Annotated in this window: 23 protein-coding genes; 15 read left to right on the top strand and 8 right to left on the bottom strand. The window is 63.1% G+C overall.

Annotated features, from left to right (window positions below; all coding sequences use genetic code 11):
* Positions 1-187 precede the first annotated feature (187 nt).
* The 7 genes from M3484_RS01185 to M3484_RS01155 all read left to right on the top strand — a co-directional run bounded on the left by M3484_RS01185 (position 188) and on the right by M3484_RS01155 (position 7102).
* Positions 188-1297, top strand: a complete 1110-nt coding sequence (locus M3484_RS01185) for an SPOR domain-containing protein (RefSeq protein ID WP_249495406.1) — start codon at positions 188-190, stop codon at positions 1295-1297.
* A gap of 9 nt (positions 1298-1306) precedes the next feature.
* A complete protein-coding gene (locus M3484_RS01180; protein WP_249495405.1) occupies positions 1307-2503 on the top strand; it encodes a D-alanyl-D-alanine carboxypeptidase family protein in 1197 nt (398 codons plus the stop codon).
* 7 nt (positions 2504-2510) lie between these two features.
* Entirely contained in the window at positions 2511-3140 is a 630-nt protein-coding gene (gene tmk, locus M3484_RS01175) for a dTMP kinase (protein ID WP_249495404.1), read from the top strand.
* A gap of 120 nt (positions 3141-3260) precedes the next feature.
* A complete protein-coding gene (locus M3484_RS01170; RefSeq protein ID WP_249495403.1) occupies positions 3261-4400 on the top strand; it encodes a DNA polymerase III subunit delta' in 1140 nt (379 codons plus the stop codon).
* Positions 4401-4430: 30 nt separating this feature from the next.
* The gene (locus M3484_RS01165) at positions 4431-5342 is read left to right on the top strand and encodes a TatD family hydrolase (RefSeq protein ID WP_249495402.1); all 912 of its coding nucleotides are present in this window, start codon (positions 4431-4433) and stop codon (positions 5340-5342) included.
* Complete coding sequence (locus tag M3484_RS01160) at positions 5339-6142, top strand: MBL fold metallo-hydrolase (protein WP_249495401.1); 804 nt, start codon at positions 5339-5341, stop codon at positions 6140-6142. The genes M3484_RS01165 and M3484_RS01160 overlap by 4 nt, the downstream gene beginning before the upstream one ends.
* Positions 6143-6163: 21 nt before the next feature.
* Complete coding sequence (locus tag M3484_RS01155; RefSeq protein WP_249495400.1) at positions 6164-7102, top strand: AEC family transporter; 939 nt, start codon at positions 6164-6166, stop codon at positions 7100-7102.
* Between the two features lie 66 nt (positions 7103-7168).
* Here the strand turns inward: M3484_RS01155 and M3484_RS01150 are convergent, their stop codons facing one another.
* From M3484_RS01150 to uvrA, 6 genes are all read right to left on the bottom strand, one after another.
* Positions 7169-8122 carry an ABC transporter permease gene (locus tag M3484_RS01150; protein ID WP_249495399.1) on the bottom strand — a complete coding sequence of 318 codons (954 nt, stop codon included), beginning with the start codon at positions 8120-8122 and terminating at the stop codon, positions 7169-7171.
* Positions 8123-8262: 140 nt separating this feature from the next.
* Complete coding sequence (locus M3484_RS01145; protein ID WP_249495398.1) at positions 8263-9525, bottom strand: ABC transporter permease; 1263 nt, start codon at positions 9523-9525, stop codon at positions 8263-8265.
* A 148-nt stretch (positions 9526-9673) separates the two neighbouring features.
* The gene (locus M3484_RS01140; RefSeq protein WP_249495397.1) at positions 9674-10243 is read right to left on the bottom strand and encodes a DUF2314 domain-containing protein; all 570 of its coding nucleotides are present in this window, start codon (positions 10241-10243) and stop codon (positions 9674-9676) included.
* Positions 10244-10315: 72 nt separating this feature from the next.
* Positions 10316-11395: an ABC transporter substrate-binding protein gene (locus M3484_RS01135; RefSeq protein ID WP_092897878.1), complete on the bottom strand. Its 1080-nt coding sequence runs from the start codon at positions 11393-11395 to the stop codon at positions 10316-10318.
* A gap of 137 nt (positions 11396-11532) precedes the next feature.
* Positions 11533-12636: an ABC transporter ATP-binding protein gene (locus M3484_RS01130; protein WP_092897880.1), complete on the bottom strand. Its 1104-nt coding sequence runs from the start codon at positions 12634-12636 to the stop codon at positions 11533-11535.
* A gap of 455 nt (positions 12637-13091) precedes the next feature.
* Positions 13092-15944, bottom strand: coding sequence for an excinuclease ABC subunit UvrA (gene uvrA / locus M3484_RS01125; protein WP_249495396.1), 2853 nt, complete (start codon positions 15942-15944; stop codon positions 13092-13094).
* Between the two features lie 259 nt (positions 15945-16203).
* On the opposite strand from uvrA, the gene M3484_RS01120 reads away from it, so the two are divergent.
* From M3484_RS01120 to M3484_RS01110, 4 genes are all read left to right on the top strand, one after another.
* Complete coding sequence (locus M3484_RS01120; RefSeq protein ID WP_249495395.1) at positions 16204-16413, top strand: carbohydrate kinase family protein; 210 nt, start codon at positions 16204-16206, stop codon at positions 16411-16413.
* Between the two features lie 533 nt (positions 16414-16946).
* Positions 16947-17399, top strand: a complete 453-nt coding sequence (locus M3484_RS01115) for a pseudouridine-5'-phosphate glycosidase (RefSeq protein ID WP_349306258.1) — start codon at positions 16947-16949, stop codon at positions 17397-17399.
* 164 nt (positions 17400-17563) lie between these two features.
* Entirely contained in the window at positions 17564-17695 is a 132-nt protein-coding gene (locus tag M3484_RS23535) for a hypothetical protein (protein WP_283258257.1), read from the top strand.
* Between the two features lie 77 nt (positions 17696-17772).
* A complete protein-coding gene (locus tag M3484_RS01110) occupies positions 17773-18465 on the top strand; it encodes a DUF502 domain-containing protein (protein WP_092897882.1) in 693 nt (230 codons plus the stop codon).
* A gap of 16 nt (positions 18466-18481) precedes the next feature.
* Here M3484_RS01110 and M3484_RS01105 read toward each other — a convergent pair whose 3' ends face one another.
* On the bottom strand, positions 18482-19498 hold the full coding sequence (locus M3484_RS01105) for a patatin-like phospholipase family protein (RefSeq protein WP_249495394.1): 1017 nt from the start codon (positions 19496-19498) through the stop codon (positions 18482-18484).
* Between the two features lie 123 nt (positions 19499-19621).
* On the bottom strand, positions 19622-20395 hold the full coding sequence (locus M3484_RS01100) for a 3-hydroxybutyrate dehydrogenase (protein ID WP_249495393.1): 774 nt from the start codon (positions 20393-20395) through the stop codon (positions 19622-19624).
* 441 nt (positions 20396-20836) lie between these two features.
* Here M3484_RS01100 and M3484_RS01095 point away from each other — a divergent pair, with 441 nt between their 5' ends.
* The 4 genes from M3484_RS01095 (at position 20837) to M3484_RS01075 (ending at position 26463) form a co-directional block, all read left to right on the top strand.
* On the top strand, positions 20837-22555 hold the full coding sequence (locus M3484_RS01095; protein WP_249495392.1) for an extracellular solute-binding protein: 1719 nt from the start codon (positions 20837-20839) through the stop codon (positions 22553-22555).
* A 439-nt stretch (positions 22556-22994) separates the two neighbouring features.
* Positions 22995-24578, top strand: coding sequence for a class I adenylate-forming enzyme family protein (locus M3484_RS01085; RefSeq protein ID WP_249495391.1), 1584 nt, complete (start codon positions 22995-22997; stop codon positions 24576-24578).
* The gene (locus tag M3484_RS01080; RefSeq protein ID WP_092897892.1) at positions 24575-25234 is read left to right on the top strand and encodes a DsbA family oxidoreductase; all 660 of its coding nucleotides are present in this window, start codon (positions 24575-24577) and stop codon (positions 25232-25234) included. The genes M3484_RS01085 and M3484_RS01080 overlap by 4 nt, the downstream gene beginning before the upstream one ends.
* Positions 25231-26463: a multidrug effflux MFS transporter gene (locus M3484_RS01075; RefSeq protein ID WP_249495390.1), complete on the top strand. Its 1233-nt coding sequence runs from the start codon at positions 25231-25233 to the stop codon at positions 26461-26463. The genes M3484_RS01080 and M3484_RS01075 overlap by 4 nt, the downstream gene beginning before the upstream one ends.
* Positions 26464-26537 lie beyond the last annotated feature (74 nt).

Genomic DNA, 26537 nt, shown 5'->3' with positions numbered 1-26537 from the left:
CGCAAAAGAGCAGACAGGCAAAGCAGACAGACATTCCCGCAAGCGGGGCGGCCGGCGACAGGACCGACCCGTTCCAGGTGCGGGATGAGGGATCCCCACTGGGTGGTGCCCGTTTTTCTGTGATCGCCTGAAAAACAATTTAAAAGCGCGGCATTCGAGACCGCGTATGGCGCGTATGAGGGCGGACATGAGCAGATGTGAACAGCCAGCCGATCCGGAGTTGAAGGCTCCCGTCGGTTTCCCGGCACTGCGTGGCGCAGGCCGGCCGGCCGGTGCGCCGGTAAAGGGCGGTCTGGCTGCAATGGGCCGGATTCGCACGGCCCTGCTTGCCACGGGCGCATTGCTGGCGCTTGCGGCCTGCGAGCCCGGGACCGGACCGTTCACATCTTCGCCCGGCGGAAGCGCGGCGACAGCATCCGCGTCGAATACCGCCAAACCGAAACGGTCAACCACGATCGTCGAGCGCGATGTCGAAGCGCCTCAGGTCTTCCAGGTCACCGAGGAGGCGCTCTGGGACGGGCGGCCGTCCCTGGGCGGCGTCTGGGTCGCCTCGCCGAATGTGACCGACCCCGAGCGGGTGATCATGCGCAATCAGGCCAATGGGAAATTCGTCATCGGCGCGCTTTTCAGGCGTGAGGCCGACAATCCCGGGCCGAAACTGCAGATCTCGTCAGATGCGGCTGATGCGCTCGGGCTCCTGGCCGGGCAACCGGCAAAGCTTTCAGTGACGGCCCTGCGGCGCGAAGAGACGCAGCAGACTGCGCCCGGTCAGCCGGTGCTCGACAGCAATGAAAGCCTCGCTGTCGCGAAGGCTCCGGTAACGACGGGTCCACTGGATGGTGGTGGCGTCACCTCGTCCGCCCTGCCCGCCGCCGGCGCAACTGCTGCTGCAGCCCCGGTACAGGCCGGCACCAAAAAGACCAAAAGCCAGCTGAAACGCGAGGCGGAAGAGGCCGCGAAACAGGCAGATGCGAGGCTTGCAGCCGCAGAAGCCACCGCTGCCGCAGGCGCCGGCACGACAGCGGGTGCGGTCGCGGCACAGCCTGCAGCCCAGGCTGCTCCCCCTGCCCCCGCGCCGGCCGCCACCAAAGGCCGGTCGATCCAGATCGGCTTCTTCTCGCAAGAGGCCAATGCCACCCGCGCCCAGGGCCAGCTTGCAAAGGCCGGTGTCACCGCCCAGATCCGCAAGGAAAGCTCGCAGGGCAAGGATTACTGGTCGGTCTTCACCAAAGGCGATTCTGCCACGCTGAAGAAAATCAAATCCGCCGGCTTTGCCGATGCCTATATGCTGAAATAGGATACAGATATGTCCCTGAGACGGCTTTTCTCTTCGCTCAAATACGCCATCGCGGCACTTGCAACCGCCCTGGTGCCGGCTCAGGCCTTTGAGACCCAGGCGCGTGCCGCCTGGGTGTATGATGTGACCACCCATACGGTCCTGCTGGACAAGAACGCGACCGAGCCGCTGCCGCCGGCCTCGATGTCAAAGCTGATGACCATCAATATGGTGTTCGAGGCGCTGAAATCGGGCCGGATGCAGATGACCGACACATTCTCGGTCTCGGAAAAGGCCTGGAAGATGGGCGGGTCGAAAATGTTCGTCAAACCCGATGACCGGCCCAGTATCGAAGACCTCCTGCACGGGATCATCATCAATTCCGGCAATGATGCCTGTGTGGTCGTGGCTGAAGGCATGGCGGGGTCCGAGGAGAATTTCTCGCGCCTGATGACCGAGCGCGCGCGCGAGCTGGGCATGGCGCAGTCACATTTCGCCAACTCTTCGGGATGGCCGGACCCGGGCCAGCGGATGAGTCTTCAGGATCTGGGCATCCTCGCGGTGCGGCTGATCGAAGAATTTCCCGAGTATTATCCGATGTTTGGCATGACGGGCTTTGTCTATAAAGACCGCGTGCCCTCGAACAGCGAGAACCGCAATCCGCTGCTGAGGATCAAGGGCGGCGACTGGAAGGCCGACGGACTGAAGACCGGTCACACCCAGGAGGCGGGCTTTGGCCTTGTCGGATCGGCAGTCCATGATGACGGGCGTCGCGTGGTCTTTGTGATCACCGGGCTTGAGACCGATGCGGCGCGCGCCCAGGAATCAGAGGCCATCGTCAACTGGGCCTTCCGCCAGTTCGCCGCGAAAACCGTGGTGAAACAGGGCAGCCGGGTTGCCGAGGCAGAGGTCTTCATGGGCGAGGCCGCGACCGTCGGGCTGACCCCGGCAAAGGACCTGACGCTGCTGGTGCCGACCATGGGCCAGACCAATATCAACGCCTCTGTGGTCTATAACGGGCCGATCCCCGCCCCGGTCGAAGCCGGCACCGAGCTTGCCGAGCTGATCATCCAGATCCCCGGCCTGCCCGATCACCATGTGCCGCTGGTGGCCGAGGCACCAGTCGCGAAAGCCGGTTTTGTGCGGCGCCTGACGGTAACCTCGGGCATCTTGTGGAACACCTATGTCGGGCCAGCGCCAGCGGCTGCGCCCGCTCCGGCCAGCTGAGGCCGAGTTGACGGGATTGTTCCTCTCCTTCGAAGGGATCGACGGATCCGGCAAAAGCACTCAGGCCCTGCGCCTTGCCGAGAGCCTGCGTGCCGAGGGCCGCAAGGTCACCCTGACCCGCGAACCCGGAGGCTCTCCGGGGGCCGAAGAAATCCGCCGCCTCGTGCTTGAGGGCGCCACCGACCGCTGGTCGGCCGAGACCGAGATCCTCCTCTTCACCGCCGCCCGCCGTGACCATGTTGAAAAGACCATCCGCCCGGCGCTTGCCCGCGGCGAGGTGGTGATCTGCGACCGGTTCGCCGACAGTACCCGCATTTTCCAGGGCCTGACCCGGGGCGATCTGACGGCAACTGTCGACCAGCTCCACGACCTGATGATCGGGATCGAACCCGACCTCACCCTGCTGATCGACCTCGCCCCCGAGACCGGCCTTGCCCGCGCCACCGCCCGCCAGGGCCATGAGATGCGGTTCGAGGATATGGGCCTCGCCTTCCAGACCGCCGCCCGTGACGGCTTTCTCACCCTCGCCCATGCCCATCCGGGCCGGTTCCGGGTGATCAGCGGTGATGCCTCCCCCGACCAGATCGCCGCGCGCATCCGCGAGACCGTGGCGCCGGAACTGCCCCCTTCCTCCTGACTGAGATATTCCGGGGGGCTTTGCGCGGACCTGACCGCGCAAAGCCGGGGCAATGCCCCCTCGCGCGGCATCCTGCCTGCAGCCCCTTTCCCCAGGCCCCCTGACATGCAATGAAAGCCCATGGCTGACGATCCTGATCTCCCGGAACCCGACCGCACCGAAGGCGCGCCCCATCCGCGCGAGACCGCCGCGGTGTTTGGCCAGCAGGCTGCCGAGGCCGGTTTCCTCGACGCCTGGAACCATGGCCGGCTGCATCACGCCTGGATGCTCACCGGCCCCAAAGGCGTCGGCAAGGCCACTCTGGCCTGGAAGATCGCCCGTTTCCTTCTGACCACCCCGGATCCCGGCACGGATGGCGGCCTTTTCGGCGCGCCTGAACCGCCCGCCTCGCTCGATACCGATCCCGAAAGCGCGGTCGCACGGCGGATGCGCGCCCTGGCCGAGCCGCGGCTTTTCCTCTTGCGCCGCGCCCCGAATGACAAACGCAACGCCATCTCTCAGGTGATCACTGTCGATGAGGTCCGGCGGATGAAGAGCTTCTTCGCGCTCTCCGCAGCCGATGGGGGCCGCCGCGTCGCCATTGTCGACAGCGTGGACGAGATGAACCCCAATGCCGCCAATGCGCTTTTGAAACTGTTGGAAGAGCCGCCTCCCGGCACCACTTTCCTTATGGTCTCGCATCAGCCGGCGCGGTTGTTGCCGACGATCCGCTCGCGCTGCCGCGAATTGCGCCTGACACCGCTGGCCCCCGATGCACTTTCCGATGCGCTGACCCAGGCCGGCGGCCTGGCCCAGCCGTATGAGATCGCGGCCCTGAGCGAACTCGCAGGCGGCTCGGCGGGCGAGGCCTTTCGCCTGACCAATCTCGAAGGGCTGGAAACCTATGCCGCGCTGGTGACATTGTTCTCCACCCTGCCGCGCCTTGACCGCCCGCGCGCGCTTGCGCTGAGCGAGGCCGCCGGTGCCCGGGGCCAGGGTGACCGGTTCGACCTCGTCCTGACCCAGATCGAGCTTTTCCTCTCGCGCCTCGCCCGCGCTGCCGCCAAACGCGAAACCCCGCCCGAGGCCGCGCCGGGCGAAGCCGCGCTCTTTGCCCGGCTCGCGCCCGGAACCGCTGCGGCCCGCCCCTGGGCCGAACTTGCGCAAAGCCTGACGCTCCGCGCCAGGCGCGGCAAGTCGGTCAACCTTGACCCTGCCGCCCTTCTCATGGATATCCTGCTGAGGATCGACGCCATGGCGGGAAGCCTCGCCTCCGGCTGACATGCCGGCCAGAACCGAGACCGGAACACGATGCCCCCCGAATTGCTGCCCGATACGCCCGCCGATATGCCCTCCCTGCCGCTGCTTGTTGACAGCCATTGCCATCTCGATTTCCCGGATTTCGAAGGGCAGACCGATGACCTGATCGCCCGTGCGGCCGCAGCCGGTGTCACGCGGATGGTGACGATCTGCACCAGGATCGCACGGCTGCCCCTCTGCCAGGGCCTGGCCGAGGCCCATCCCGGCGTATTCTACACCTATGGCGTCCACCCGCTGCATGTGACCGAGGAACCGGCAATCACCGCGCCGGAGCTGATCGCGCTGAGCCAGCATCCCAAATTCGTGGCACTGGGCGAAACCGGCCTCGATTTCCACTATACGCCCGAGACCCGCGACGCGCAGCTTGCCTCGCTCCAGGTCCATATCGAGGCGGCGCAGCTTTCTGGCCTGCCGCTGGTGATCCATTCCCGCGATGCCGATGAGGATATGGAGCGCCTGCTGACAGATGGTATGAAAGCCGCGCCCTTCAGCTGCGTGATGCATTGCTACACCTCCGGCGCAAGGCTGGCGGAAGTGGCGCTGGATCTGGGGTTTTATCTCTCGATGTCGGGGATCGCCGCTTTCCCCAAAAGCCAGGAGATCCGCGATATCTTCGCCCGCGCGCCGCTTGAGCGTGTGCTGGTCGAGACCGACAGCCCCTATCTCGCGCCGCCGCCCTATCGGGGCAAACGCAACGAGCCGGCCTATGTCGCCCATACCGCCCGTGTGGGCGCGGGTCTTTTCGGGCTGAGCGAGGCCGAATTTGCCCGCGCCACCAGCGCGAATTTCGACCGGCTGTTTTCCCGGGCCGCTGCGTTCGGGGCTTTGCAGGGTGAAAGCCGCGCACCTGACCGGGTCCTGTCGTCAGCCAGTGCCGTGTCGGTGACCGGAGGCCAGCCATGAGCGTCCTGCGCTTTACCATTCTCGGCTGTGGCTCTTCCGGTGGCGTGCCGCGGATCGGCAATAACTGGGGCGATTGTGACCCGTCCAATCCCAAAAACCGGCGTCGCCGGTGTTCCATGCTGGTCGAACGGATCAGTGCCGGGGGCACCACCCGTGTGCTGATCGATACCGGCCCGGATATGCGCGATCAGCTGCTGGATGCCGGCATCGGCACGCTGGATGCGGTGATCTATACCCATTCCCATGCCGATCACGTCCATGGGCTGGATGACCTGCGCCAGATCGTTCTGAACATGCAGCGTCGGTTGCCGGTCTGGGCCGATGGCCCGACCCAGGAGGCGCTGTTTTCGCGCTTTGCCTATGCTTTCATCCAGGCCGCCGGCAGCAGCTATCCGCCGATCCTCGAGATGAACACGATCGACGGCGCCGTCGTGATCGAAGGCGCGGGCGGCGCGATCGAATTCATTCCCTTCCTCGCCGAACATGGCACCATCGATGCGCTCGGTTTCCGGATCGGTCCGCTGGCCTATCTGCCCGATGCCGTCGCCCTGCCCGATGCAGCATGGGAGCATTTGCAGGGGCTTGACTGCTGGGTGGTCGATGCGCTGCGCCGCAAACCGCATCCGACCCATGCCCATCTGGCGATGACGCTGGACTGGATTTCCCGCGCGGCGCCGAAGCGGGCAGTTCTGACCAATATGCATCTCGACCTGGATTATGACACGCTATGTGGCGAATTGCCCCGGCATATCCGCCCCGCCTTTGACGGCATGGTCATAGAATACGACATCCCGGGCTGAGGCCCAGCAAGAGTAGCTGCCATGTCCGCGCTGTTAGACGTTATCCTGCCGGTATTCCTCGTCATCGGGTTCGGCTGGCTGGCGGCAAGAACGGGCAAGTTCAGCGAAAGCCATGTCGACGGGCTGATGAAATTCGCCCAGAGCTATGCACTGCCCTGTGTGCTGTTTCGTGGCGTGGCCGGGCTGGATCTGTCGCTCGCCTATGATCCGGGAATGATGCTCTCTTTTTATATCGGGGCGTTTTCGGGCTTTGCGATCTGCTTTGCCGGGGCGCTGTGGCTGTTCCACCGGCCGCTGACCGATTCCATCGCCATCGGCTTTGCGGGGATGTTCTCGAACTCGCTGCTTCTCGGCCTGCCGATCACCGAACGCGCCTTTGGGACCGAAGCGCTGGCGGGGAATTTCGCGATCATCTCGGTGCATTCGCCGCTGTTTTACGGGCTGGGGATCTCGCTGATGGATTGGGCGCGCTCGCGCGGACAGGGTCTCTCGGCTTTTCGACTGTCACGCCAGATCGCGGGCGCGATTCTGCATCAGCCGCTGGTGCTGGCGATCATTTCAGGCTTTGCGGTCAATCTGAGCGGGGTCGCCCTGCCCGGTCCGGTCTGGTCGGCGGTGGATATGCTGGCGCTGGCGGCGCTGCCGGCGGCGTTGTTCGGGCTGGGCGGCGTCCTGTTTCGCTACCGGCCCGAAGGGGATCGCTGGACGATTGTGTGGATTTGCGTCACGTCGCTGGTGATCCATCCGGCCATCGCCTGGGGGATCGGGCGCGGGATCTTCGGGATCAGCGATGCGGCTTTGCGCTCGATGATCCTGACAGCAGCCATGGCGCCTGGCGCCAATGCCTATCTTTTCGCGCATATGTATGGCGTGGCCAAACGGGTGAATGCTTCGGCGGTGCTGTTTGGCACTGCATTCTCAATCCTCTCGGTCTGGCTCTGGCTGCAGATCCTGCCCTGACGCGGTGCGCCGGAGTTTTAAGTAAAACTCCGGCCCGATTTCTTTCTGAAGAAATCGGCGGCGCGTTCAGCTCCCTGTGACGCCGCGCATGGCGTCGGAACGGCGGCGCAGCACCTCGATCGTGGTCAGGAGCGCGATGGAAATCACCACGAGGATCGTTGCCACGGCAAGGATCGCGGGCGAGATCGCTTCGCGGATGCCGTTCCACATCTGGCGCGGAATGGTCTGCTGTTCCGGGCCCGCGATCAGCAGGACAGCCACCACCTCGTCGAACGAGGTGACGAAGGCGAACAGCGCGCCCGAGATCACACCGGGTAGGATCAGCGGCATGATCACCTTGAAAAACGTGGTTCGCGGGTTTGCGCCAAGGCTTGCGGCTGCTCGGATCAGCGATTGGTCAAAGCCCGACAGCGTTGCGGTCACAGTGATGATCACGAAGGGAATGCCAAGGGCTGCATGGGCGAGGATCACGCCGGTATAGGTCGAGGTCAGCCGCCAGGGCTGCTCTTCGGTGCCGCAGGTCACGCCGATGACCGAACAGGGGTTCGAATAGAAAAAGAACATCCCCGTGGCGACGATGATGATCGGGACGATCATCGGCGAGATCAGCACCGCCATGATCAGCCGGCGATAGGGCATTTCGGGGCGCGACAGGCCAAGAGCTGCGAGCGTGCCCAGCACGGTCGAGAGAATTGTCGCCCAGAAGCCGATGATCACCGAGTTTTTCGCCGCTTTTACCCAGACCGAATTCTGCCACATATCCGACCACCAGGCCGCGCCGGTGGCGCCGGTGCTCTGCATGCCCTTGACCACCAGCTCGTCATACCAGCGCAGGGAATAGCCCTCCGGATCGAAGCTCAGCATCTTTGAGGTAAAGGTGAAATAGGGCTCTGCATTGAAAGAGAGCGGCATGATGACAAGGATCGGCGCGATCAGGAAGATGAAGATCAGCGTGCAGATCACGATATAGGCGTAATACCAGGCGCGCTCGAGCGGGTCGGCATAGGTCGGAAGGGCCATGGCTGTCTCCTGACAGGTGGTGTCTTTTCTGGCTGCCGCGGGGAGAAAGACGCCGGGGGCGCTTCGCCCCCCGGACCCCCAGAGGATATTTAAGGACAGATGAAAGGAGCCTGACTTTTGCCCCTTTCATCGGAGTGACGTCAGCCGAGCTTGAGCTTGTCGATGCCGATCAGGCGGTCATAGAGCCAGTAGAGAAGCAGCACGCCGGCGAGCAGCATGGCGGCGAGGGCTGCGGCCTGGCTCCAGTTCGATTTGGTCATATGGAACTGGATCTGGTTCGAGAAGAGCTGACCATCGGCGCCGCCGACCAGGGCGGGCGTGATGTAATAGCCGACCGCCAGAATGAAGACGAGAAGCACGCCTGCCCCGATCCCCGGCAGGGTCTGCGGCAGATAGATCCGGCGGAAAGTGGTCCAGGAGGTGGCGCCGAGCGAGCGTGCGGCACGGGCATAGCTGGGCGGGATCACCCGCATCACCGAATAGAGCGGCAGCACCATGAAGGGCAGCAGGATATGCACCATCACAATGATCGTGCCAGTCTGATTATAGATCAGCGCGAGCCGCCCGCTGTCATCGATCACGCCCATCGTGACCAGCAGGGAATTGATCACCCCCTGGCCCTGCAACAGCACGATCCAGGATGTCGTCCGCACCAGAAGCGAGGTCCAGAATGGCAGCAGCACAAGGATCATCAGCAGATTGGCCTTTGCCATCGGCAGCGTCGCCAGCATATGGGCGATCGGGAAGGCCAGCAGCAGGCAGATGCCGGTGATCACCGCCGAGAGCAGGAAGGTCCGGACATAGAGCCAGATATAGACACGGTTCACCTCGGCCACGCGTTCGATACCGCCATCCGCGGAGCGCTGCATATCGATGCCGGAGAGGTAGAAATCGGTGGTCCAGGGTGAAGCCGCCTCCCGCATCGCGACCCACAACAGCGGCTCACCCCATTTCCTGTCCTGTTCCAGCAGAGCCTCGCGGTAAGGCGGCTGCAGATCATCCGCCCCGCGCGCGGCAGAGGTGATCAGCGAGCGTGTCCCGGGGACGGAATAGTTGATCCGGGTGCCCGCCTCACCGGCAAGGCGGTTTTCTTTCATAAAAAGCAGGTCGGAGGCGAGTGCGGCATAGGCGGCCTCATCGGGTTCCTTACCCGCCGGGTTGGCGGCGAACCAGGCCCCGAGCGCGGGCGAGGCCTTGGAGAACCCGTCATGATAGAAGGAGCGTTGCAGCATCTGCCCGATCGGCAGCGCGAAGGTGATCACGATGAACAGAAGGAGCGGCAGAACCAGCAGGAAGGCCCGCCGTTTCGCCCGCGACTGTGCCGCGGCCAGCGCCGCCTTCAGCGGGCGGCCATCGGCTGTCTTCAGCCCGGCGGCGGTGGGATCCATGGTGGTTTCTGCCATAATTCTGTCCTGAAACTTCTGCCCCGCATCTGCAGGGGCGCTTATTCTTCTGATCTGTCCGGCCTGGATCGCGTCTCAGGCCCGGCGGGCATGGTCCGATCTACGAAAGGGCCCGTCGCGGAGTATGGTCAGCCTCTTGCGAGGCCGGTCAGTTGCCGGCGCTTAGTTTCAGACCTGAGGGCGCGGCGGGAAGTGCTGCGAATTCAACATCATAAGAGGCGCGTTCTTCCTCGCTCATCTGGCTGATCATCACGCGGGTCGTATAGCCGCCTTCGATCACCCCATCGGGCCGAAACCGCATCCAGTCCGAGATCTCGCTTGCGGGGAAAGACACCGGATCGCCGGCCTTGCCGTAAAAGCCCTGAGGCTGAGCGGCGAGTGTCCCCTCGACGAGACTTCCGTGAACCCCCGTCAGCACGACCCAGCTATGTTCGGTGCCGGCATCGCCCAGATCGACGGGATGCGCCCATTTCACCATATAGCTGTGATCTGAGAGATCGGATTTCGCAGCCGCCGCCAGAACCGGTGGCAGGCTTTCGCGCGCGGCATCCATCGCGGCATTCATCGCGATATCAGCGGTAAGAAAGGCCATCGCACCCGATTTCGACGACGTCACCGCCCCGGTATCTCTGGCCTGCAGCTCCGGCGGTATGGCGAGCGAAAGCCCGATACCAAAAAACAGGGCAGCGGCGATCCGGCACGGTTGGGCAAAGGTCATCACAGCACTCTGGCGACAGGGAGGGAATGGCGGGAGTGCGGGAGGATATGCCCCCCGCACCCCCGTTTCAGCTCAGTTCGACACGAGCCAGGCGTTATAGCGCTCGCCCAGTTCGGTATCGCGATCGACCCAGAAATCCTGTGACGAGGCCAGCGCATTGCCGAGGTTCTGCGGCGCGGTCGGCAGGTTCGGCAGCATCGGCTTGTCGGAGCCGTCGATATTGCCGACGAAAGCTGCGGCCGATTTGCGGGGCGGGCCGTAAGAGATGTAAGACGCCGCTTTCGCCGAAACCTCGCTTGAGGTCGCATATTTGATCAGCTCAAGTGCCGCCGCCTCATTGGGGGCGCCTTTCGGGATCGAGAAACCTTCCCATTCATAGACCTGGCCGTCCCAGACGATATCGAAGGGCTTGTTCTCGCCATGGGCCGCGTTGAAGATCCGGCCGTTATAGGCCATGGTCATCACCACTTCGCCATCCGCCAGAAGCTGCGGCGGCTGTGCGCCGGCATCCCAGAACACGGCATCTTTCTTGATTGTATCAAGCTTGGCGAAGGCGCGGTCGACGCCTTCCGGGGTCTCGAGCAGGGCATAGACCTCAGCCGCCGGAACACCATCCGCCATCAGCGCCATTTCAAGCGTAACTTTCGGGTTCTTGCGGACGCCACGTTTGCCGGGGAATTTCTCGGTATCGAAGAAATCGGCGATCGTCTTCGGCCCGGCGCCTTCGGCGAATTTCGTGGTGTCATAGCCAATGATGGTCGCAAAAATGTCAGCAGCAACCATACATTCGGTCACGGTGCCGGGAAGGAAATCGTCCATCGCCTTGGTGCCATCAGCGCCATCAGGCAGATCGGCGCCATCGATCTGAACCAGCTGGCCTTCGTCGCACAGACGCACGGCATCGGCGATTTCAAGCACGGCGACATCAACGGTCACATTGCCCGCATCGACCTGCGCTTTGACCGGGATCGCCGGATTGTCGGAATCGATTGAATTGACCTTGATGCCGGTCTTTTCGGTAAAGGGTTTGAAATAGGCTTCGATCTGGCTGTTGGCATAGGCGCCGCCCCAGCCCATGACCGTGACCTCCTGCGCCAGTGCTGGCAGCGCGAACCCGCCAAGTGCGGTGGAGAGGACGAGCAGTTTTTTCATTATCAGTCTCCCGTGTTGAAAATGGTCCCCTTGCGGGGAAAACAGTGACCCCGGAGCCGCACGGGTCTTATGCCCGTTTTCGCAGCCTCTGAGGCAAGGCCCCGGTATACCGGGGGGGCGCTTACACGCAGCGGTTCTCAGACCGCGTCAAGCGCGCGGGCATCCTGCGGATGCCAGCCGACCTTGATCTTTTCGCCCGGATTGAGCCGGGTCTGATCGAGGGTATTGCGGCATTTCACCACAAAATCATCGGTCCCGGCGACGCGCATCCTGGTGCGCAGGATGTCGCCCATATAGATGACCTCCAGCACTTCGGCATCCAGCGTCAGCGCGCCCGGCGGCATCAGCGAGGGCTTGAACTCGATCCGTTCCGGCCGGATCGAGACCAGCGTCTTCTGACCGCTCGCGGTGACATTCACCGGCGTCGCGTCGATCAGCTCGCCGGTCGAAAGCCGCACCCGTGCCTTGCCGCCACCGATCTCTTCAATCGTGCCCGGCAGCTTGTTATTCTCGCCGATGAACTGCGCGACAAAACTGTTTTCGGGGCGTTCATACAGATCGGCGGGCGGGGCAAGCTGCTGGATGCGGCCATCATTGAACACCGCGACCCGGTCTGACATGGTCAGCGCCTCGCCCTGGTCATGGGTCACATAGACGACCGTGATGCCAAGAGATTCGTGCAGGTGTTTGATTTCAAACTGCATATGCTCGCGCAGCTGTTTGTCGAGCGCCCCCAGCGGCTCATCCATCAGCACCAGTTTCGGGTCGAACACCAATGCCCGCGCGAGTGCGATACGCTGCTGCTGCCCGCCGGACAATTGCGCCGGGCGCCGTGCGATAAATGCGCCCATCTGCACCATATCCAGCGCGCGTTTCACCCGCGTCTCGCGCTCATCCTTACCCATGCCGCGCACTTCCAGCGGGAAGGACAGGTTCTCCCCCACCGTCATATGCGGGAAAAGCGCGTAATTCTGGAACACCATCCCGATGCCGCGCTTATGCGGCGGCACCTGATTGATCGGACGACCATCCAGAAGGATCTCGCCATGGGTCGCCGTCTCGAACCCCGCCAGCATCATCAGGCAGGTCGTTTTACCCGATCCCGATGGCCCGAGCATGGTCAGAAACTCGCCCTTGGCGATATGGAGGTTCAGATCCTTAACGACCAGCGAGACACCGTCATAGCTTTTTTGAACATGCTCGAAAGCGACGAAAGCGTCGTTCTTCGGATCAACCGTCACTCAGTTCTCCCTGACTTCATTGCTGGCCTGGCCAGCCGAATTCTGCGGCGGATTAACCGCTCTCTTGCCACAGACGTAAGCAAATGCGGCAGCGCAATGCAACGGGCAATAAAAGATCCCGGCCGCCAAAGCGGTGCGACCGGAGCATGCAGGAAATCTGCCCGAAAAAGCGCCTCGAAAAAGGAACTCCGCCGCGATGAGCGCCCGTCTTCGGGCCGGTTCCAGACCGATCAGGAGCCTGGCGCCACGTTTTTACGGAGAGGAAAGGTTGATTCTCGATGCGGCGGAGGCCGGGTAGACCGGTTTCGCCTGAAAAGAAGGCAGGAAACGCCCCCGGTGATCAGGAAAGGCGCAAACGCCCCCGCGATCATATGGGTCGCAGGGGCAGTGTCACGGACCGTACAGTGAGGACCAGCGACGTGAGAGCCAGGCCCGGCTGAATGGGCTCTGGCGGCTTACTCTGCCGCCACCCTCCGCGGCTTCAGCATCGGGCCGAGATAGCGCCCGGTATGGCTGGCCGCGACCCTCGCGACCTCTTCCGGAGTGCCGCTCGCGACAATCTGCCCACCGCCATCGCCGCCCTCGGGGCCGATATCAATGACCCAGTCGGCGGTCTTGATGACGTCGAGATTATGCTCGATCACCACGACCGTATTGCCCTGATCGACCAGGGAATGCAGCACCTCGAGAAGCTTTCTCACATCCTCGAAATGCAGGCCCGTGGTCGGCTCATCGAGGATATAGAGGGTGCGGCCCGTGGCGCGACGGCTGAGCTCTTTTGAGAGTTTCACCCGCTGCGCTTCGCCCCCGGAAAGCGTCGTCGCCTGCTGGCCGACCTTGATATAGCCAAGGCCCACCTCGCACAGCGCATCCATCTTTTCCCGGATCGAGGGCACCGCCTGGAAGAAATCGCGCGCATCTTCGCAGGTCATATCAAGAACGTCCGCGATGCTCCTGGTCTTGAACTTGATTTCCAGCGTCTCGCGATTGTAGCGCTGCCCTTTGCAGGTCTCGCAGGTGACATAGACATCGGGGAGGAAATGCATCTCGATCTTAATGACGCCATCGCCCTGACAGGCCTCGCAGCGCCCGCCTTTTACGTTGAACGAGAACCGCCCCGGCCCGTAGCCGCGCGCTTTCGCCTCGGGCAGACCCGAAAACCAGTCGCGGATATGGGTGAAGGCGCCGGTATAAGTCGCGGGATTGGACCGCGGAGTCCGCCCGATGGGGCGCTGGTCGATATCAATGACCTTGTCGAGATGCTCGAACCCTTTGATCGTCTCGCAGGGCGCCGGCGTCTCATGCGCGCCATTCAGCCGGATCGCAGCTGTCTTGTAGAGCGTCTCGATGGTCAGGGTCGATTTGCCGCCCCCGGATACCCCCGCGACACAGACAAATTCGCCCAGCGGGAATTCGGCGGTCACGTCTTTGAGGTTATTCCCGGAAGCCTTTACAACCGTAAGCTTTTTCCCGTTCCCCTTGCGACGTTCCTTGGGCACTGCAATCTCGCGCTGCCCCGAAAGATACTGGCCGGTCAGGCTGTCGGGATTGGCCGCGATCTCGGCCGGTGTGCCGCGCGCGATGATCTGCCCGCCATGGACACCAGCCCCGGGGCCGATGTCGAAAACATAATCCGCCTCGCGGATCGCATCCTCGTCATGTTCGACCACCAGCACGGAATTGCCCTGATCGCGCAACCCTTTCAGGGTCGTAAGCAACCGGTCATTGTCGCGCTGATGCAATCCGATCGAAGGTTCATCCAGCACATAAAGCACACCCGTCAGCCCCGATCCGATCTGGCTCGCCAGCCGGATCCGCTGGCTTTCGCCGCCGGAAAGCGTGCCGGCATTACGCGCCATCGTCAGATAGTTCAGCCCGACATTCACAAGGAATCCAAGGCGTTCACGTATTTCCTTGAGAATTGCCTTTGCGATTTCATTCTGTTGGCCCGTGAGCGTCTCATGCGCCGTCGAGATCCAGTCAAACGCTTCCTGGATCGATTTTTGCACCACCTGACCGATATGCAGCCCGGCGATTTTCACCGCCAGCGCCTCGGGTTTCAGACGGTAGCCGTTACAGGAAGAACAGGGCCGATTGTTCTGATACCGCTCCATTTCCTCGCGCGACCAGGTGCTGTCGGTCTCGCGGTAGCGGCGTTCCATATTGGGGATGATCCCCTCGAAAAGACGACGCACCTTATAGACGCGACCATTCTCATCATAGGTGAAGTCAATCTCCTCACCCTTTGATCCATAAAGGAAAAGTTGGCGGATCTGCTCTGGCAGATCGCGCCATTTGGTCTTTTTGTCAAAGCCATAATGCTTCGCCAGACAATCGACCGTCTGGGTGAAATAGGCCGATTTCGATTTCGCCCAGGGGGCAATCGCGCCCTGCAGAATCGAGAGGCCCTGATCGGGCACGACGAGACGCTCGTCGAAGAACAGCTCCACCCCCAGCCCGTCACAGGACGGGCATGCGCCGAAAGGTGCGTTGAAGGAAAACAGCCGCGGCTCGATTTCGGCGATGGTAAAGCCGGAAACCGGGCAGGCGAATTTTTCGGAATAGGTTTTCCGTTCGGCGCCCTCATCGGCCATCTCGATCACGGCGATACCATCGGCAAGGTTCAGCGCGGTGCGGAAGCTGTCGGCAAGCCGCACCTCCAGCCCCTCGCGCACCACGATGCGGTCGACCACCACGTCGATATTATGGCGGAATTTCTTGTCGAGTGTCGGCGGCTCTTCCAGCTCGTAGAATTCGCCATTCACCTTGACGCGCTGGAAGCCCTGTTTACGAAGTTCCAGGAATTCCTTCTTATATTCGCCCTTACGGTCGCGCACGATGGGGGCCAGAAGGTAGGCGCGGGTGCCTTCCGGCATCGCCATCACCGCATCGACCATATCCTGCACCTGCATCGCGGTGATCGGCAGCCCGGTCGCCGGTGAATATGGCACGCCGACACGCGCGAACAACAGACGGAGGTAATCGTAGATTTCAGTGACCGTCCCCACCGTCGAACGCGGGTTTTTCGAGGTGGTCTTCTGCTCGATGGAAATCGCCGGGCTCAGACCCGAGATATGGTCGACATCGGGCTTTCCGGCCATGTCGAGGAACTGGCGCGCATAGGCCGAAAGGCTCTCGACATAGCGGCGCTGCCCTTCGGCATAGATCGTGTCAAAGGCCAACGAAGATTTTCCCGAGCCCGACAGCCCGGTGATCACCACGAACTGATCGCGCGGAATATCAAGATCGACGTTCTTCAGATTATGTTCGCGCGCGCCGCGCACTTCGATAAACTTATGCTCGGCCATCATCACACCGCCATCTCGACACTCAGGGGATAAACGCGAAAGAGAGAGATAGGATAAAATCCGCGCCGCGCCAACTGCAATTCGTGAACGAAATATGAACATTATTCAACTTAGCGAGGCATGCGCATTTTGGCGCCGGCGCCCGCGCAAGCGTTGCCCCTCCGGACAGCACAGGCCGGCGTGGCCCTGAAACCCGCGCAACAAGCGGACCATTACAGAAGAGTAGCGGCGTCTCTTCATCGGCTCGCTCCTGAGAGACATGATCGGGCGCAGTCCGGCGGCGATGCGGCAGGGCCCGGATCTGCCTGGTCGCATCACCCGCCTGCCGGCCGGCATCGCGCTGAACATCGCGATGGAACTGGTACGGTTTGGCTTCGGCCCCGAGAATCTGACGCTGATCAGCCGCGACGCCGAGGGTGATGACCTGATCCGTGCCTGGTGTCGGCACCGGATTTGCCCTGCGATCTGAGGATCTGCCGACCGACCGCAATCTGGCGGTCGAAGCTCCGAACAGGCTGATCGCCGCCATCTCCGAAGCCCATTCGCTGGCACCGGCCTTCACGTCTTCTTGCCACTCTCGAAGACAGTCGGCCTGGCTCCGCGATCGCACCTTGGACCGGCATGATCGCGCCTGATGGCAATCAGACCGAAGCGCTGTTCGCGGAAAACTCCACCTCACCCCTGTTTCGCGAGGCCGATCTGAGGATCGCTCCGGCCAGGCCGGAAGGCTGCGCCCGCTGCTCGCCCATCCCGGCGCGACGCTTTATCTCAATCCCGAAGAGGCCGGGCTGCTGGCAGGAGCTTCTTGTGACAGCGCGGCCGCGGCGGCCGAAGCCTGCCGTTTGAGATCCACCGTTTCCGTCTGCCCGCCGCATGTCCTCGTGACCCGGGTGATACGCGCCGGCGACACTTTCATGGCCGCCCATATCTCGGCCGGACTGCACGGGCTGCCCCGCGAGGCGACCATGCGTGTCACCCTCCTGACCGCCACCAGGGCCGAGGCTGACATCCGCGCCGCCGGCGCCGGCGCCGTGCCCGCGACCATGGCTGTGCCCGGGGCGTATCCATATCGGGCTGACCGAGGCAGAACTGGACACCCCTGACCGGTTCACTGATGTGACGCAGCTTTCGCGCGCCGATCTCGTGGCATGCGTGGTCCGGGGCGGCACTGCCGCGACGACGCTGGCCGCGACGATGATATGCGCGCGTCCCACCGGGATCACCACTTTCGCAACGGGCGGCATCGGCGGTGTACATCGCGGCGACGAGACCAGTCTCGATATCTCTGCCGATCCCCAGGAAATCGCCCGGCCCCCGGTGACAGTGGTGGCGGCAGGCTCAAAGCGAAGCTCCACCTGCCAAAGACCCTGGAATATCCTGAAAGCGCCGGTGTGCCGCTGGTCGCTTTTGGCCGGGACGATCTGCCGACCTTCTGAGCGCGCGACCCGGGCCTGAAGGCGCCCCTGCGCATGGATGATCCGGCGCAAATCGCGGTGGCGGCGGCCAGCTGGTGGTCAACCCGATCCCGCCCGAACATAAGACCCCGCTGACCGAGAGCACGCCCCATGGCGAGGCCGCACTGATCGAAGGTCGCGGCGTATCACATCACGGCAAAACAGGTGACGCCCATCCTTCCCAACCGGATCTGTGAGCTGACCGGCACCCGCGCGCTGGCCGCGAATGTCGGACTGGTGCTGAACACTGCCCGGCGCACCTCCCGGAATACGGCGACTTCGGTAAAACACGCCTGATCTGTATGGATTTTCCCGGATCGCCCATTGCGCGGGGGGGGCAGCCCCCCCTAGATTAGCGCTATCAGGGAGTTAGCATGTCCGATCCGATCCTGCCCATTCCGCCCCAAAAGCGCGGATTTTTCGCAAGCCTCAGGGCCAGTTTCCTCACCGGCCTTGTCGTCGTCTTGCCGGTCGGGCTGACGCTCTACCTCGTCTGGGCGGTGATTGGCTGGATCGACGGCTGGATTCTGCCGCTGATCCCGGCCTATTGGCAGCCCGATGCGGTGCTTTTGCGCTATCTCGGGCCGGAATATGAATTCCCGGTGCGCGGCGTGGGCGTGCTCGTTTTCCTGATCTTCACCATTCTGGTCGGCTGGATCGCCAAGGGGCTGATCGGGCGTTCGATCATCCGCAAAGCCGAGACCATGGTCGACCGGATGCCGGTGGTCCGGTCGGTTTACGGCGCGATCAAACAAGTGGCCGAAACTTTCTTCAACAAGAAAGAAACCAGTTTCGACAAGGCCTGTCTGGTCGAGTTTCCCCGCCCCGGCTCCTGGGCGCTTGGTTTCATCTCGACGCGGCCGAAAGGCGAGATCGCAGAGCGTCTCGGGACGCTGGGCGGCGAGATGTCGGCGGTGTTTGTCGGGCTGACGCCCTTCACCAGCGGCATGCTGATCTTTGTGCCGACGCGGGAACTGGTGATTCTTGACGAGACCGGCGTGGATGATGCGGCCAAGCTGATCGTCTCGGGCGGGCTGGTCTATCCGACCCCGAAAGAGCTGGTCTGATCACGGTAAAGCAGCCTCAGCCGAACAGGGCGGCCAGATCCACGGAAGATGCGCGTCCGATTTTATCCGAACAATTGTTCAGAAATCCCTCGCCCGAGGTGCGGCCTGCCTCGAACAACCGTTGAATCAGCGCGCCGGAGGGCTGCAGTTTTGAACTGGCCGAAAGGTCATTCATCAGCGGATCGTCAAGTACCATATGGAGGCGCAGATCCTTCATCTGACCCGGCAGGACACGACCCTCGGCAATCAGCCGTCTGACAAAGGCAATCGAGCGCAGCTCTGACAGAAGCGTCGCGTTGAAGCTGATCTCGTTGATCCGGTTCTGGATATCGAGCGGCGTCTCGGGCAGAGACTCGCGCCGCAGCGGGTTGACATGCACGATCAGAATATCGTCGGGCAGCGCCCGGTCATAAAGCGGCCAGAGCGAGGGATTGCCGGCGAAACCGCCATCCCAATAGGCCTCGCCTCCGATCTCGACCGCCTGGAAGACCGAGGGCAGACAGGCCGAGGCCATCAGCGCCTCGGGCGTGATCTCATCGCCCCGGAAGATCCGGGCCTTGCCGGTGCGGACATTGGTGGCGCCAATGAAAAGCGCGGGGCCGGCAGCGGTGCAGACATGGCTGAAATCGAGGTCACGGATGACCGGCTCTAACGGATTGCGCCAGGCCGAGCCCCAGGAATAGGGGCTGTAGATCTGCGCCGCCATACCCTGCGGGCTGACGGGCATCAGCGCCTCGGTCACATCCTGGACCATACGCATCATTGGCAGGAAAGGCTGAAACCAGGGCAGCAAAACACGAAAGTCACCGATATCCGCAATATCGTCCCAGAGCCGGCGCAGCCGCTTGCGCGCGGCCTCGCGCCCGCCTGCAACCAGTCCGGCCTTCAGCGCCGCGCCATTCAGCGCCCCCGCAGAGGTGCCGCTGATCGCAGCGAACTCCAGGTCCGTCTCCTCGAGAAGCCGGTCAAGAACGCCCCAGGTATAAGCGCCATGCGCGCCTCCCCCCTGCAATGCAAGGCTGATGGCCGTCATAGATCCTCCTCTTTCAGCTGCCCTGACATCCCGCCGCCGCGTCAGCGCCGTTTCCTGTAGAGGAAACGGTCCGGATCCTGTACAGGATCCGGGGCGCGCCCCGCACGGTGCTGTCGTAACGCCCTAAAGCGCGGTCCAGCCTCCATCGACCGAGATCGTCGTCCCGGTCACCTGGGACGCATAATCCGAACACAGCCAGACCACGGTGCCGCCGATCTGTTCCGTGGTCACGAACTGGCGCGAGGGCTGGCGTTCCAGCATCACCTCACGGATCACGGTGTCGCGATCCATATCATGAACTTTCATCTGGTCGGGGATCTGCGCCTCGATCAGCGGCGTCAGGACATAGCCCGGGCAGACCGCGTTACAGGTGATTCCCTGCCCCGCGGTCTCCAGCCCGACGGTCTTTGTCATGCCCACCACCCCATGTTTCGCGGTGACATAGGCCGATTTGAACGGGCTTGCCGTCAGCCCATGCGCCGAAGCGATATTGACCACCCTGCCCCAGCCCTTTGCCCTCATCCCCGGCAGCGCCACCGCCGTTGTGTGGAAGGCCGAGTTCATATTGATCGCGATGATCCGGTCCCAGGTCTCGACCGGAAACTCATCGATCGGGGCCACATGCTGGATGCCCGCATTGTTGACAAGGATATCGCAGCCGCCTGCCTGTTCCACCAGCGCCCGCGCCTGCGCGCCCGAGGAAAGATCGGCCTGGATATAGCGCGCCTTCACCCCGAATCTTTCGGTGAAACTCTTCGCGAGATCGTGATCTTCCGCGCGATCGGTGAAGCTGTTGAGGATAATTTCGGCCCCCGCCTTCGCAAGTTCCTCAGCGATTCCGAGACCGATTCCCGAATTCGAACCGGTGATCACCGCGCGTTTTTCCCTCAGATACATGACCCGATACTCCATGCTGCACCTGCAAGGAACTCTAGCGTCTGAACCCGGGAATTCCAGCAAGGATTGGTAAATCTATGGTGTTCTCAGGCTGCCCGCTCTTGCATCACATATGGCCTTTGGGCCAAAAAAAACGCCGGCGCTAGGCCGGCGTTAAGTCGTTGAGGCAGGTTTCATACAGGCAAGAAACCTATCGAGCAGTGAGTCTTATATAGTCCTCTCTGCGCCGATGGCCAAGCTAAAAGTTTGAAAACCCTGGCCCCTCGGCTTAGGGTCGCGCCAATACACCATGACGGCCCAGGGATTGTTTCCACTATGTCGACCGAATCTCCCCTGCGACCGATGCGCGGCAGCCCGGCTCTTATGGGGGCTCTTGCCGGCCTGCTTATGGCGGGTTTGATGCCGCACCCTGCAGTTGCAGAACCAAAGCATGGCATAGCTATGTATGGAGAGCCCGCGCTCCCCCCTGATTTTGTGTCGCTGCCCCAGGTCAACGCCGATGCGCCCAAGGGGGGCGCGATCACCATTGCGCTTCCCGGCACCTTTGACAGCCTTAATCCTTTCATCACCTCGGGCCAGCCGGTTGTCAGCGTCTCTCCCCTGGTGACCGAGACGCTGCTGGGGCGGAATTACGACGAACCCTTCTCGCTTTACGGGCTGCTGGCCGAATCGGTTGAGACAGATTCGGCACGGACATACGCAGAATTTACCCTTCGTGAGGCGGCCCGATTCTCCGACGGCTCGCCGGTGACCCCCGAGGATGTGCTCTGGTCTTTCGAGACGCTCGGGACCGATGGCGCACCGCGCTATCACACTGCCTGGAAAAAGATCGCCAGGGCCGAACAGACCGGCCCGCGCAAGGTGCGGTTCACCTTCACCACCGAAGACCGTGAATTGCCGCTGATCCTCGGCCTGCGCCCGATCCTGAAAAAGGCGAGCTGGGACGGGCGCGATTTCACCGCGACCAGCTTTGATCCTCCGCTCGGCTCCGGCCCCTACCTTGTCGAAAAAGTCGAACGCGGCACCAGTGTCATCTATCGCCGCAATCCCGACTGGTGGGGCAAGGATCTGCCCTTCAACCGGGGCCAGTGGAACTTTGACGAGATCCGCTATGAGTATTTCGCCAATCCTCAGGCGATTTTCGAGGCGTTCAAATCCGGCTTCATCACCAGTTTCCGCGAGACCAACCCCTCGAAATGGGCGACCGCCTATGACTTCCCGGCGCGGCTTGCGGGCGATGTGGTGAAATCGGAAATCCCGCATCACCGGCCCTCGGGGATCGAAGGATTCGTGTTCAATACCCGCAACCCGCTGTTCCAGGACTGGCGGGTGCGCGAGGCGCTGATCCAGGCCTTCCATTTCGAGTTCGTCAATCAGGTGATCAATGGCGGCGTGCAGCCCCGGATCGAAAGCTATTTCTCGAACTCGCCGCTTGGCATGATCCCCGGCACCCCGGCCGGGGGGCTGGAACGCGCGCTGCTGGAGCCCTTTGCCGACAGCCTCACGCCCGGGACGCTGGAAGGCTACCAGCTGCCCTTTGCCAGTGATGAGCGCGATTACCGCCGCAAGCTCAGGGGCTCGGCGCGGCTTATGGAAGAGGCCGGCTGGCTGGTCGATGACCGGGGCGTGTTGCGCGATGCCGACGGCACCCCGTTCCGGTTTGAGATCCTTCTGAGCGTCGGCCAGGACGAGCTGATCGCGGTGGCCTCGATCTGGGTCGAGGCGCTGAAACAGCTGGGCGTCGAGGCGCGGGTCTCGATCATCGACGCCGCGCAGATGCGCGAACGCACCAAGGATTACAATTTCGAGGTCACCCATTACATCCGCTCGCTCTCGCTTTCTCCGGGGAATGAGCTGGTGCTCTATTGGGGTTCGGGGGGCGTCACGACCCCGGGCAGCGGCAACTGGATGGGGATGAACTCGTCCGCCGCCGACGCGATGATCGCGGCCCTGTTGCGCGCCGACAATCCGGAGGACTTTCAGGCCGCCGTCCGGGCGCTGGACCGGATCATGACGGCCGGGCGCTATGTCATGCCGATCTGGTATTCCGACCGCGCCCGCATCGCGCATCGCAAAGAGCTGCGCTATCCGGCAAAAATCCCACTCTATGGCGACTGGAACGGGTTCCAGCCGGATACATGGTGGTATCAGGCCGATTGAGTGGCTATATTCTCGTGCAGAAAATCGGGTTCGGGACCGCGCAGATGGTCCGGCCTTTGGGCAGAAAGGCAGTAAGATCATGAAAAAACTTCTTCTTCTTGGTGCGCTTGTCGCAGGGCTTGCAGGCTGCAACACGGTTGCGGGCGTGGGCGACGATGTCTCGGGCGGCGCGCGCACCGTGCAGGGCTGGTTCTGAGGCGCTTTCGGTCAAGGCCTTCCGGCTCTGACCTGAACGCATATGCGACGACTGCGCCCTTTGGGAGAGCGGTTTCCTGACTTTCCCGACACCACGGGGACCATCCCCTTTCATGCGCCGTCCGACTGCGTGTCGGCCACAGGGCTGTGGCACGACTTCGGGGCTGATTTTCTTCCGGTTGCACTAAGCCCCCATGCCTGTGACAGCCCCCGCCCTGGCTTGTACCGGGTCGGGCTGCGGATTATGCCGGACGCAGCCGCTTTGCCCCCGCATCCCGCACCGGAGGCCGTCTCGATGATGGACTATACCGACCCCAGCCGTTTCAACCTCGCAGAACATGTGCTGCGCGCCGGGGCGGCGACGCCCGACAAGGTCGCGCTGGCGGTTCTGAGCCTGACGGGTGCGACACGCTGGAGCTATGCGCGGCTGATCGCCTCGGTCCGGGGGCTTGCGGGCTGGCTGCTCGATGAAGGGCTGCAGTCCGGCGACCGCCTGCTCCTGCGGCTGGGGAATACGCCGGATTATCCGCTTTGCTATCTTGGCGCGATGGCGGCAGGCCTCGTGCCCGTCGCGACCTCGCCCCTTCTGACCGGGCCTGAAATCACCCGCATGGCCGCGCAGGTCAGCCCTCAGGCGGTGATCGCCGGCGAAGGCATCGCCTGCCCCGACGGGCTGCGCCGCCTGACCCCGCCACCCACGCCCGAGACCCTGCCCCCCGCCGACTGGCATTACGGCCCGGCCGGGCGCGAGGCTTACATCGTTTTCACCTCAGGCACTTCCGGCACGCCGCTGGCGGTGCGCCACGCCCATCGCGCCATTCTCGGCCGCCAGCCGATGCATGACGGCTGGGAGGGGCTGCGGCAAGAGGACCGGCTTTTGCATTCGGGCGCCTTCAACTGGACCTATACAATGGGAACCGGTCTGATGGACCCCTGGACGGTCGGGGCGACCGCGCTGATTGCGGCGCCGGATATCGCGCCGGAACAGCTCGCTCTGGTGCTCAGACGCCATGATGCGACGATCTTCGCCTCGGTCCCCGCGATTTTCCGCCGCCTGCTGCGGGGGCCGCTGCCCGCGCTCCCGCGCCTGCGCCACGCGCTTTGCGCCGGTGAAGCACTGCCCCCCGCCCTGCGCAGCGACTGGCAGGTGAAGACCGGAACCGACATCCATGAAGCCCTCGGGATGAGCGAGGTCTCGACCTTTCTCTCCGGCAGTCCCGCCCGCCCCGCCCCCACGGGAAGCTGCGGCTTTCCCCAGCCCGGCCGCCGCATCGCGGTGCTGGATGATGCCGGCCAGCCGGTCGCCCCTGGCGAGACCGGCCATCTCGCCATCGCAACCGATGATCCGGGGCTCATGCTGTCTTATGAGGGCAGTGCTGCCCCGTCAGGGGCCTGGTTCACCACCGGAGATCTTGTCGCAACCGATGCGGCCGGCGCCTTCCATTACCAGGGCCGCGCCGACGAGATGATGAATGCAGGCGGCATCCGCGTCAGCCCGCGCGAAGTCGAGATCGCCTTGGCCGGCCTCCCCGGGATCACCGAACTGGCCGTGGCTGAAATCGAGCCTCCAGGCGCCACCCCGGGCAGCGGCACCCGCATCATTGCGTGTTTTTACGCAGGCGAGGCTGTGTCTGATCGCACCGCAAATGACTTTGCAGCCGCGCGCCTCGCGCGCTATAAGTGCCCGCGCGCATGGATACCGCTCTCATCCCTCGGGCTGACGGAATTGCCGCGTGGTCCGACCGGCAAAGTGCTCCGCCGCCGTCTCGTGGCCTTGTGTATGGAGACGGGTTTTCATTCCCCCCCGAGCCGGAAAGCCTCAACATGACCATCGACGTAACCCGGCCTGACGTCAGGCTGGACATCTTCATCGACCCCGTCTGCCCCTGGTGCCATATCGGGATGCAGAACCTCGAACGTGCGCTTGCCGCCGCACCCGGGCATCCGTTCCGCCTGCAATGGCACCCGTTCCGGCTGAACCCCGACATCCCCGCCGAAGGCGTCGACAAGCGCAGCTATCTCGCTGCCCGTTTCGGGGGCGAGGAAAAGGTCAACGAGGTCAATGAACGTCTGCGCCAGGTGGCCCGTGACGCCGGGGGAGAGATCGACCCCGACCGCCCGTCACGCATTCCCAATACGCTTGACGCGCATCGGCTGATCGACTGGGCCGGGATCGAAGGCGTGCAGCATGAGGTTGTCACCCTCATCCTCCAGGCCTACTGGGACGAAGGCCGTGACATCGGTGATGCCGAAGTGCTGGCTGATATCGCCGCCAGCGCCGGCATGAACCGGGCGGCGACGCTGCGGCTTTTGCAGTCGGATGCCGATAAATCAGAGCTGATCGCCCGCGAAGGCGAGGCGCGCCGCAAAGGTGTGAACGCGGTGCCCACCTTCCTCGTCGCACAGCAATATGTCGTAAACGGAGCTCAACCCCCTGAATTTTGGGGGAATGTGATCCAGGAAATAACAAAGACCGAAATATGAAAACTCCGAACAGCCCGCGCGCTACTGGCCCCAATCACGCGAAACCGGCGCTGAGCCAGCCCGAATTCATCGCGCTGATTGCCATGCTTTTCGCGACCATCGCGCTGTCCATCGACGCGATGCTGCCCGCGATAACCGATATCGGGAAGCTCCTCTCTCCCGAGGCGCCCAATCGCGCCATGCTGATCATCGGCGCCTTCTTCCTCGGGATGGGGCTGGGCACTTTTGTCTCGGGCCCGCTCTCTGATGCCTGGGGCCGCAAACCGGTGATGATGATCGGCGGCGCGGTCTATTGTGCAGCCTCGCTGGTCTGCTACTTCGCCGGCTCGCTCGAAATGCTGATCGTGGCCCGTGTGGTTCAGGGCATCGGCGCCGCCGGCCCGCGCACGGTCTCGCTTGCCATGGTGCGCGACATGTATAGCGGCCGTGAAATGGCCCGGATCATGTCCTTTGCGATGATGATCTTCATGGTCGCCCCGGCCATTGCCCCCCTGATGGGTCAGGCCGTGATCCATCTTGCCGACTGGCACGCGATCTTCCTTGTCTTCGTGCTATTCTCACTGGTCAGCCTTGTCTGGCTTGGCCTGCGTCAGCCCGAAACCCTGCCGGTGAGCGACCGCATCCCGCTGAATATGCCCCGTCTGATCGCTTCGGCAAAGGACATGTTCTCGCATCGCGTCGTGGTGGTGACGATCCTGATCCAGGCGCTGGTGATGGCGGTGCTGGTCTCGCTGCTTTCCTCGATCTCGCCGGTTTTCGAGCAGCATTTCGAGCGCGGCGCGGAATTCCCGCTCTGGTTCGCGCTGGCGGCCGGTTTCTCGGCGATGGGCTCGCTTGCCAATGCGCGTCTCGTGATGACCGTGGGCATGCGCCGCGTGATCACGCTGACCTTTTCGGGGGTTCTGCTGGTCTCGGTCCTCGTGCTGGCCTCGCTGCTCTGGGTCGCCCTGCCACAGGAACTGGAATTCGCCCTGTTCATGGTCTGGATCATCAGCCTCTTTTGCATGATGAGCCTGACGATGGGCAATCTCAACGCCCTCGCGATGGAGCCGGTGGGCCATATCGCAGGCTTTGCCGCCTCGATCATGGCGGGGGTCTCGACCGTATTGTCGGTGATCATCTCGTTGCCGGTCACGCAGAGCTTTTCCGGCAGCCATCTGCCGCTGGTGGCAGGTTCGGTGGTCTTCCTCGGCCTCGCCCTCGCCCTGATGCGGCTGGCGAAACGCTGACCCTGCGCAGGGGTCAGCCATTTCCACCCGGTCAAATACTTCCGCCGGAAATACGTAAATCAAAAGGCGCGCGG

This window comes from Pseudomonas sp. GX19020, from assembly GCF_023371075.1.
GTDB lineage: Bacteria > Pseudomonadota > Alphaproteobacteria > Rhodobacterales > Rhodobacteraceae > Pseudogemmobacter.
Note: the sequence above shows the minus strand (reverse complement) of the source record. Positions and strands in the feature narration are given on the sequence as shown.

Bases quoted from the DNA above. Each gene is read 5' to 3' on its own strand.
- M3484_RS01135 (WP_092897878.1), bottom strand. From the start codon at position 11,395: ATGAAAAAACTGCTCGTCCTCTCCACCGCACTTGGCGGGTTCGCGCTG.
- M3484_RS01155 (WP_249495400.1), top strand. From the start codon at position 6,164: ATGTCCGCGCTGTTAGACGTTATCCTGCCGGTATTCCTCGTCATCGGG.
- M3484_RS01075 (WP_249495390.1), top strand. From the start codon at position 25,231: ATGAAAACTCCGAACAGCCCGCGCGCTACTGGCCCCAATCACGCGAAA.
- M3484_RS01110 (WP_092897882.1), top strand. From the start codon at position 17,773: ATGTCCGATCCGATCCTGCCCATTCCGCCCCAAAAGCGCGGATTTTTC.
- M3484_RS01140 (WP_249495397.1), bottom strand. From the start codon at position 10,243: ATGACCTTTGCCCAACCGTGCCGGATCGCCGCTGCCCTGTTTTTTGGT.
- M3484_RS01105 (WP_249495394.1), bottom strand. From the start codon at position 19,498: ATGACGGCCATCAGCCTTGCATTGCAGGGGGGAGGCGCGCATGGCGCT.
- M3484_RS01100 (WP_249495393.1), bottom strand. From the start codon at position 20,395: ATGTATCTGAGGGAAAAACGCGCGGTGATCACCGGTTCGAATTCGGGA.
- M3484_RS01120 (WP_249495395.1), top strand. From the start codon at position 16,204: ATGATCGGGCGCAGTCCGGCGGCGATGCGGCAGGGCCCGGATCTGCCT.
- uvrA (WP_249495396.1), bottom strand. From the start codon at position 15,944: ATGGCCGAGCATAAGTTTATCGAAGTGCGCGGCGCGCGCGAACATAAT.
- M3484_RS01160 (WP_249495401.1), top strand. From the start codon at position 5,339: ATGAGCGTCCTGCGCTTTACCATTCTCGGCTGTGGCTCTTCCGGTGGC.
- M3484_RS01080 (WP_092897892.1), top strand. From the start codon at position 24,575: ATGACCATCGACGTAACCCGGCCTGACGTCAGGCTGGACATCTTCATC.
- M3484_RS01170 (WP_249495403.1), top strand. From the start codon at position 3,261: ATGGCTGACGATCCTGATCTCCCGGAACCCGACCGCACCGAAGGCGCG.
- M3484_RS01095 (WP_249495392.1), top strand. From the start codon at position 20,837: ATGTATGGAGAGCCCGCGCTCCCCCCTGATTTTGTGTCGCTGCCCCAG.
- M3484_RS01085 (WP_249495391.1), top strand. From the start codon at position 22,995: ATGCCGGACGCAGCCGCTTTGCCCCCGCATCCCGCACCGGAGGCCGTC.
- M3484_RS01150 (WP_249495399.1), bottom strand. From the start codon at position 8,122: ATGGCCCTTCCGACCTATGCCGACCCGCTCGAGCGCGCCTGGTATTAC.
- M3484_RS01185 (WP_249495406.1), top strand. From the start codon at position 188: ATGAGCAGATGTGAACAGCCAGCCGATCCGGAGTTGAAGGCTCCCGTC.
- M3484_RS01165 (WP_249495402.1), top strand. From the start codon at position 4,431: ATGCCCCCCGAATTGCTGCCCGATACGCCCGCCGATATGCCCTCCCTG.
- M3484_RS01180 (WP_249495405.1), top strand. From the start codon at position 1,307: ATGTCCCTGAGACGGCTTTTCTCTTCGCTCAAATACGCCATCGCGGCA.
- M3484_RS01145 (WP_249495398.1), bottom strand. From the start codon at position 9,525: ATGGCAGAAACCACCATGGATCCCACCGCCGCCGGGCTGAAGACAGCC.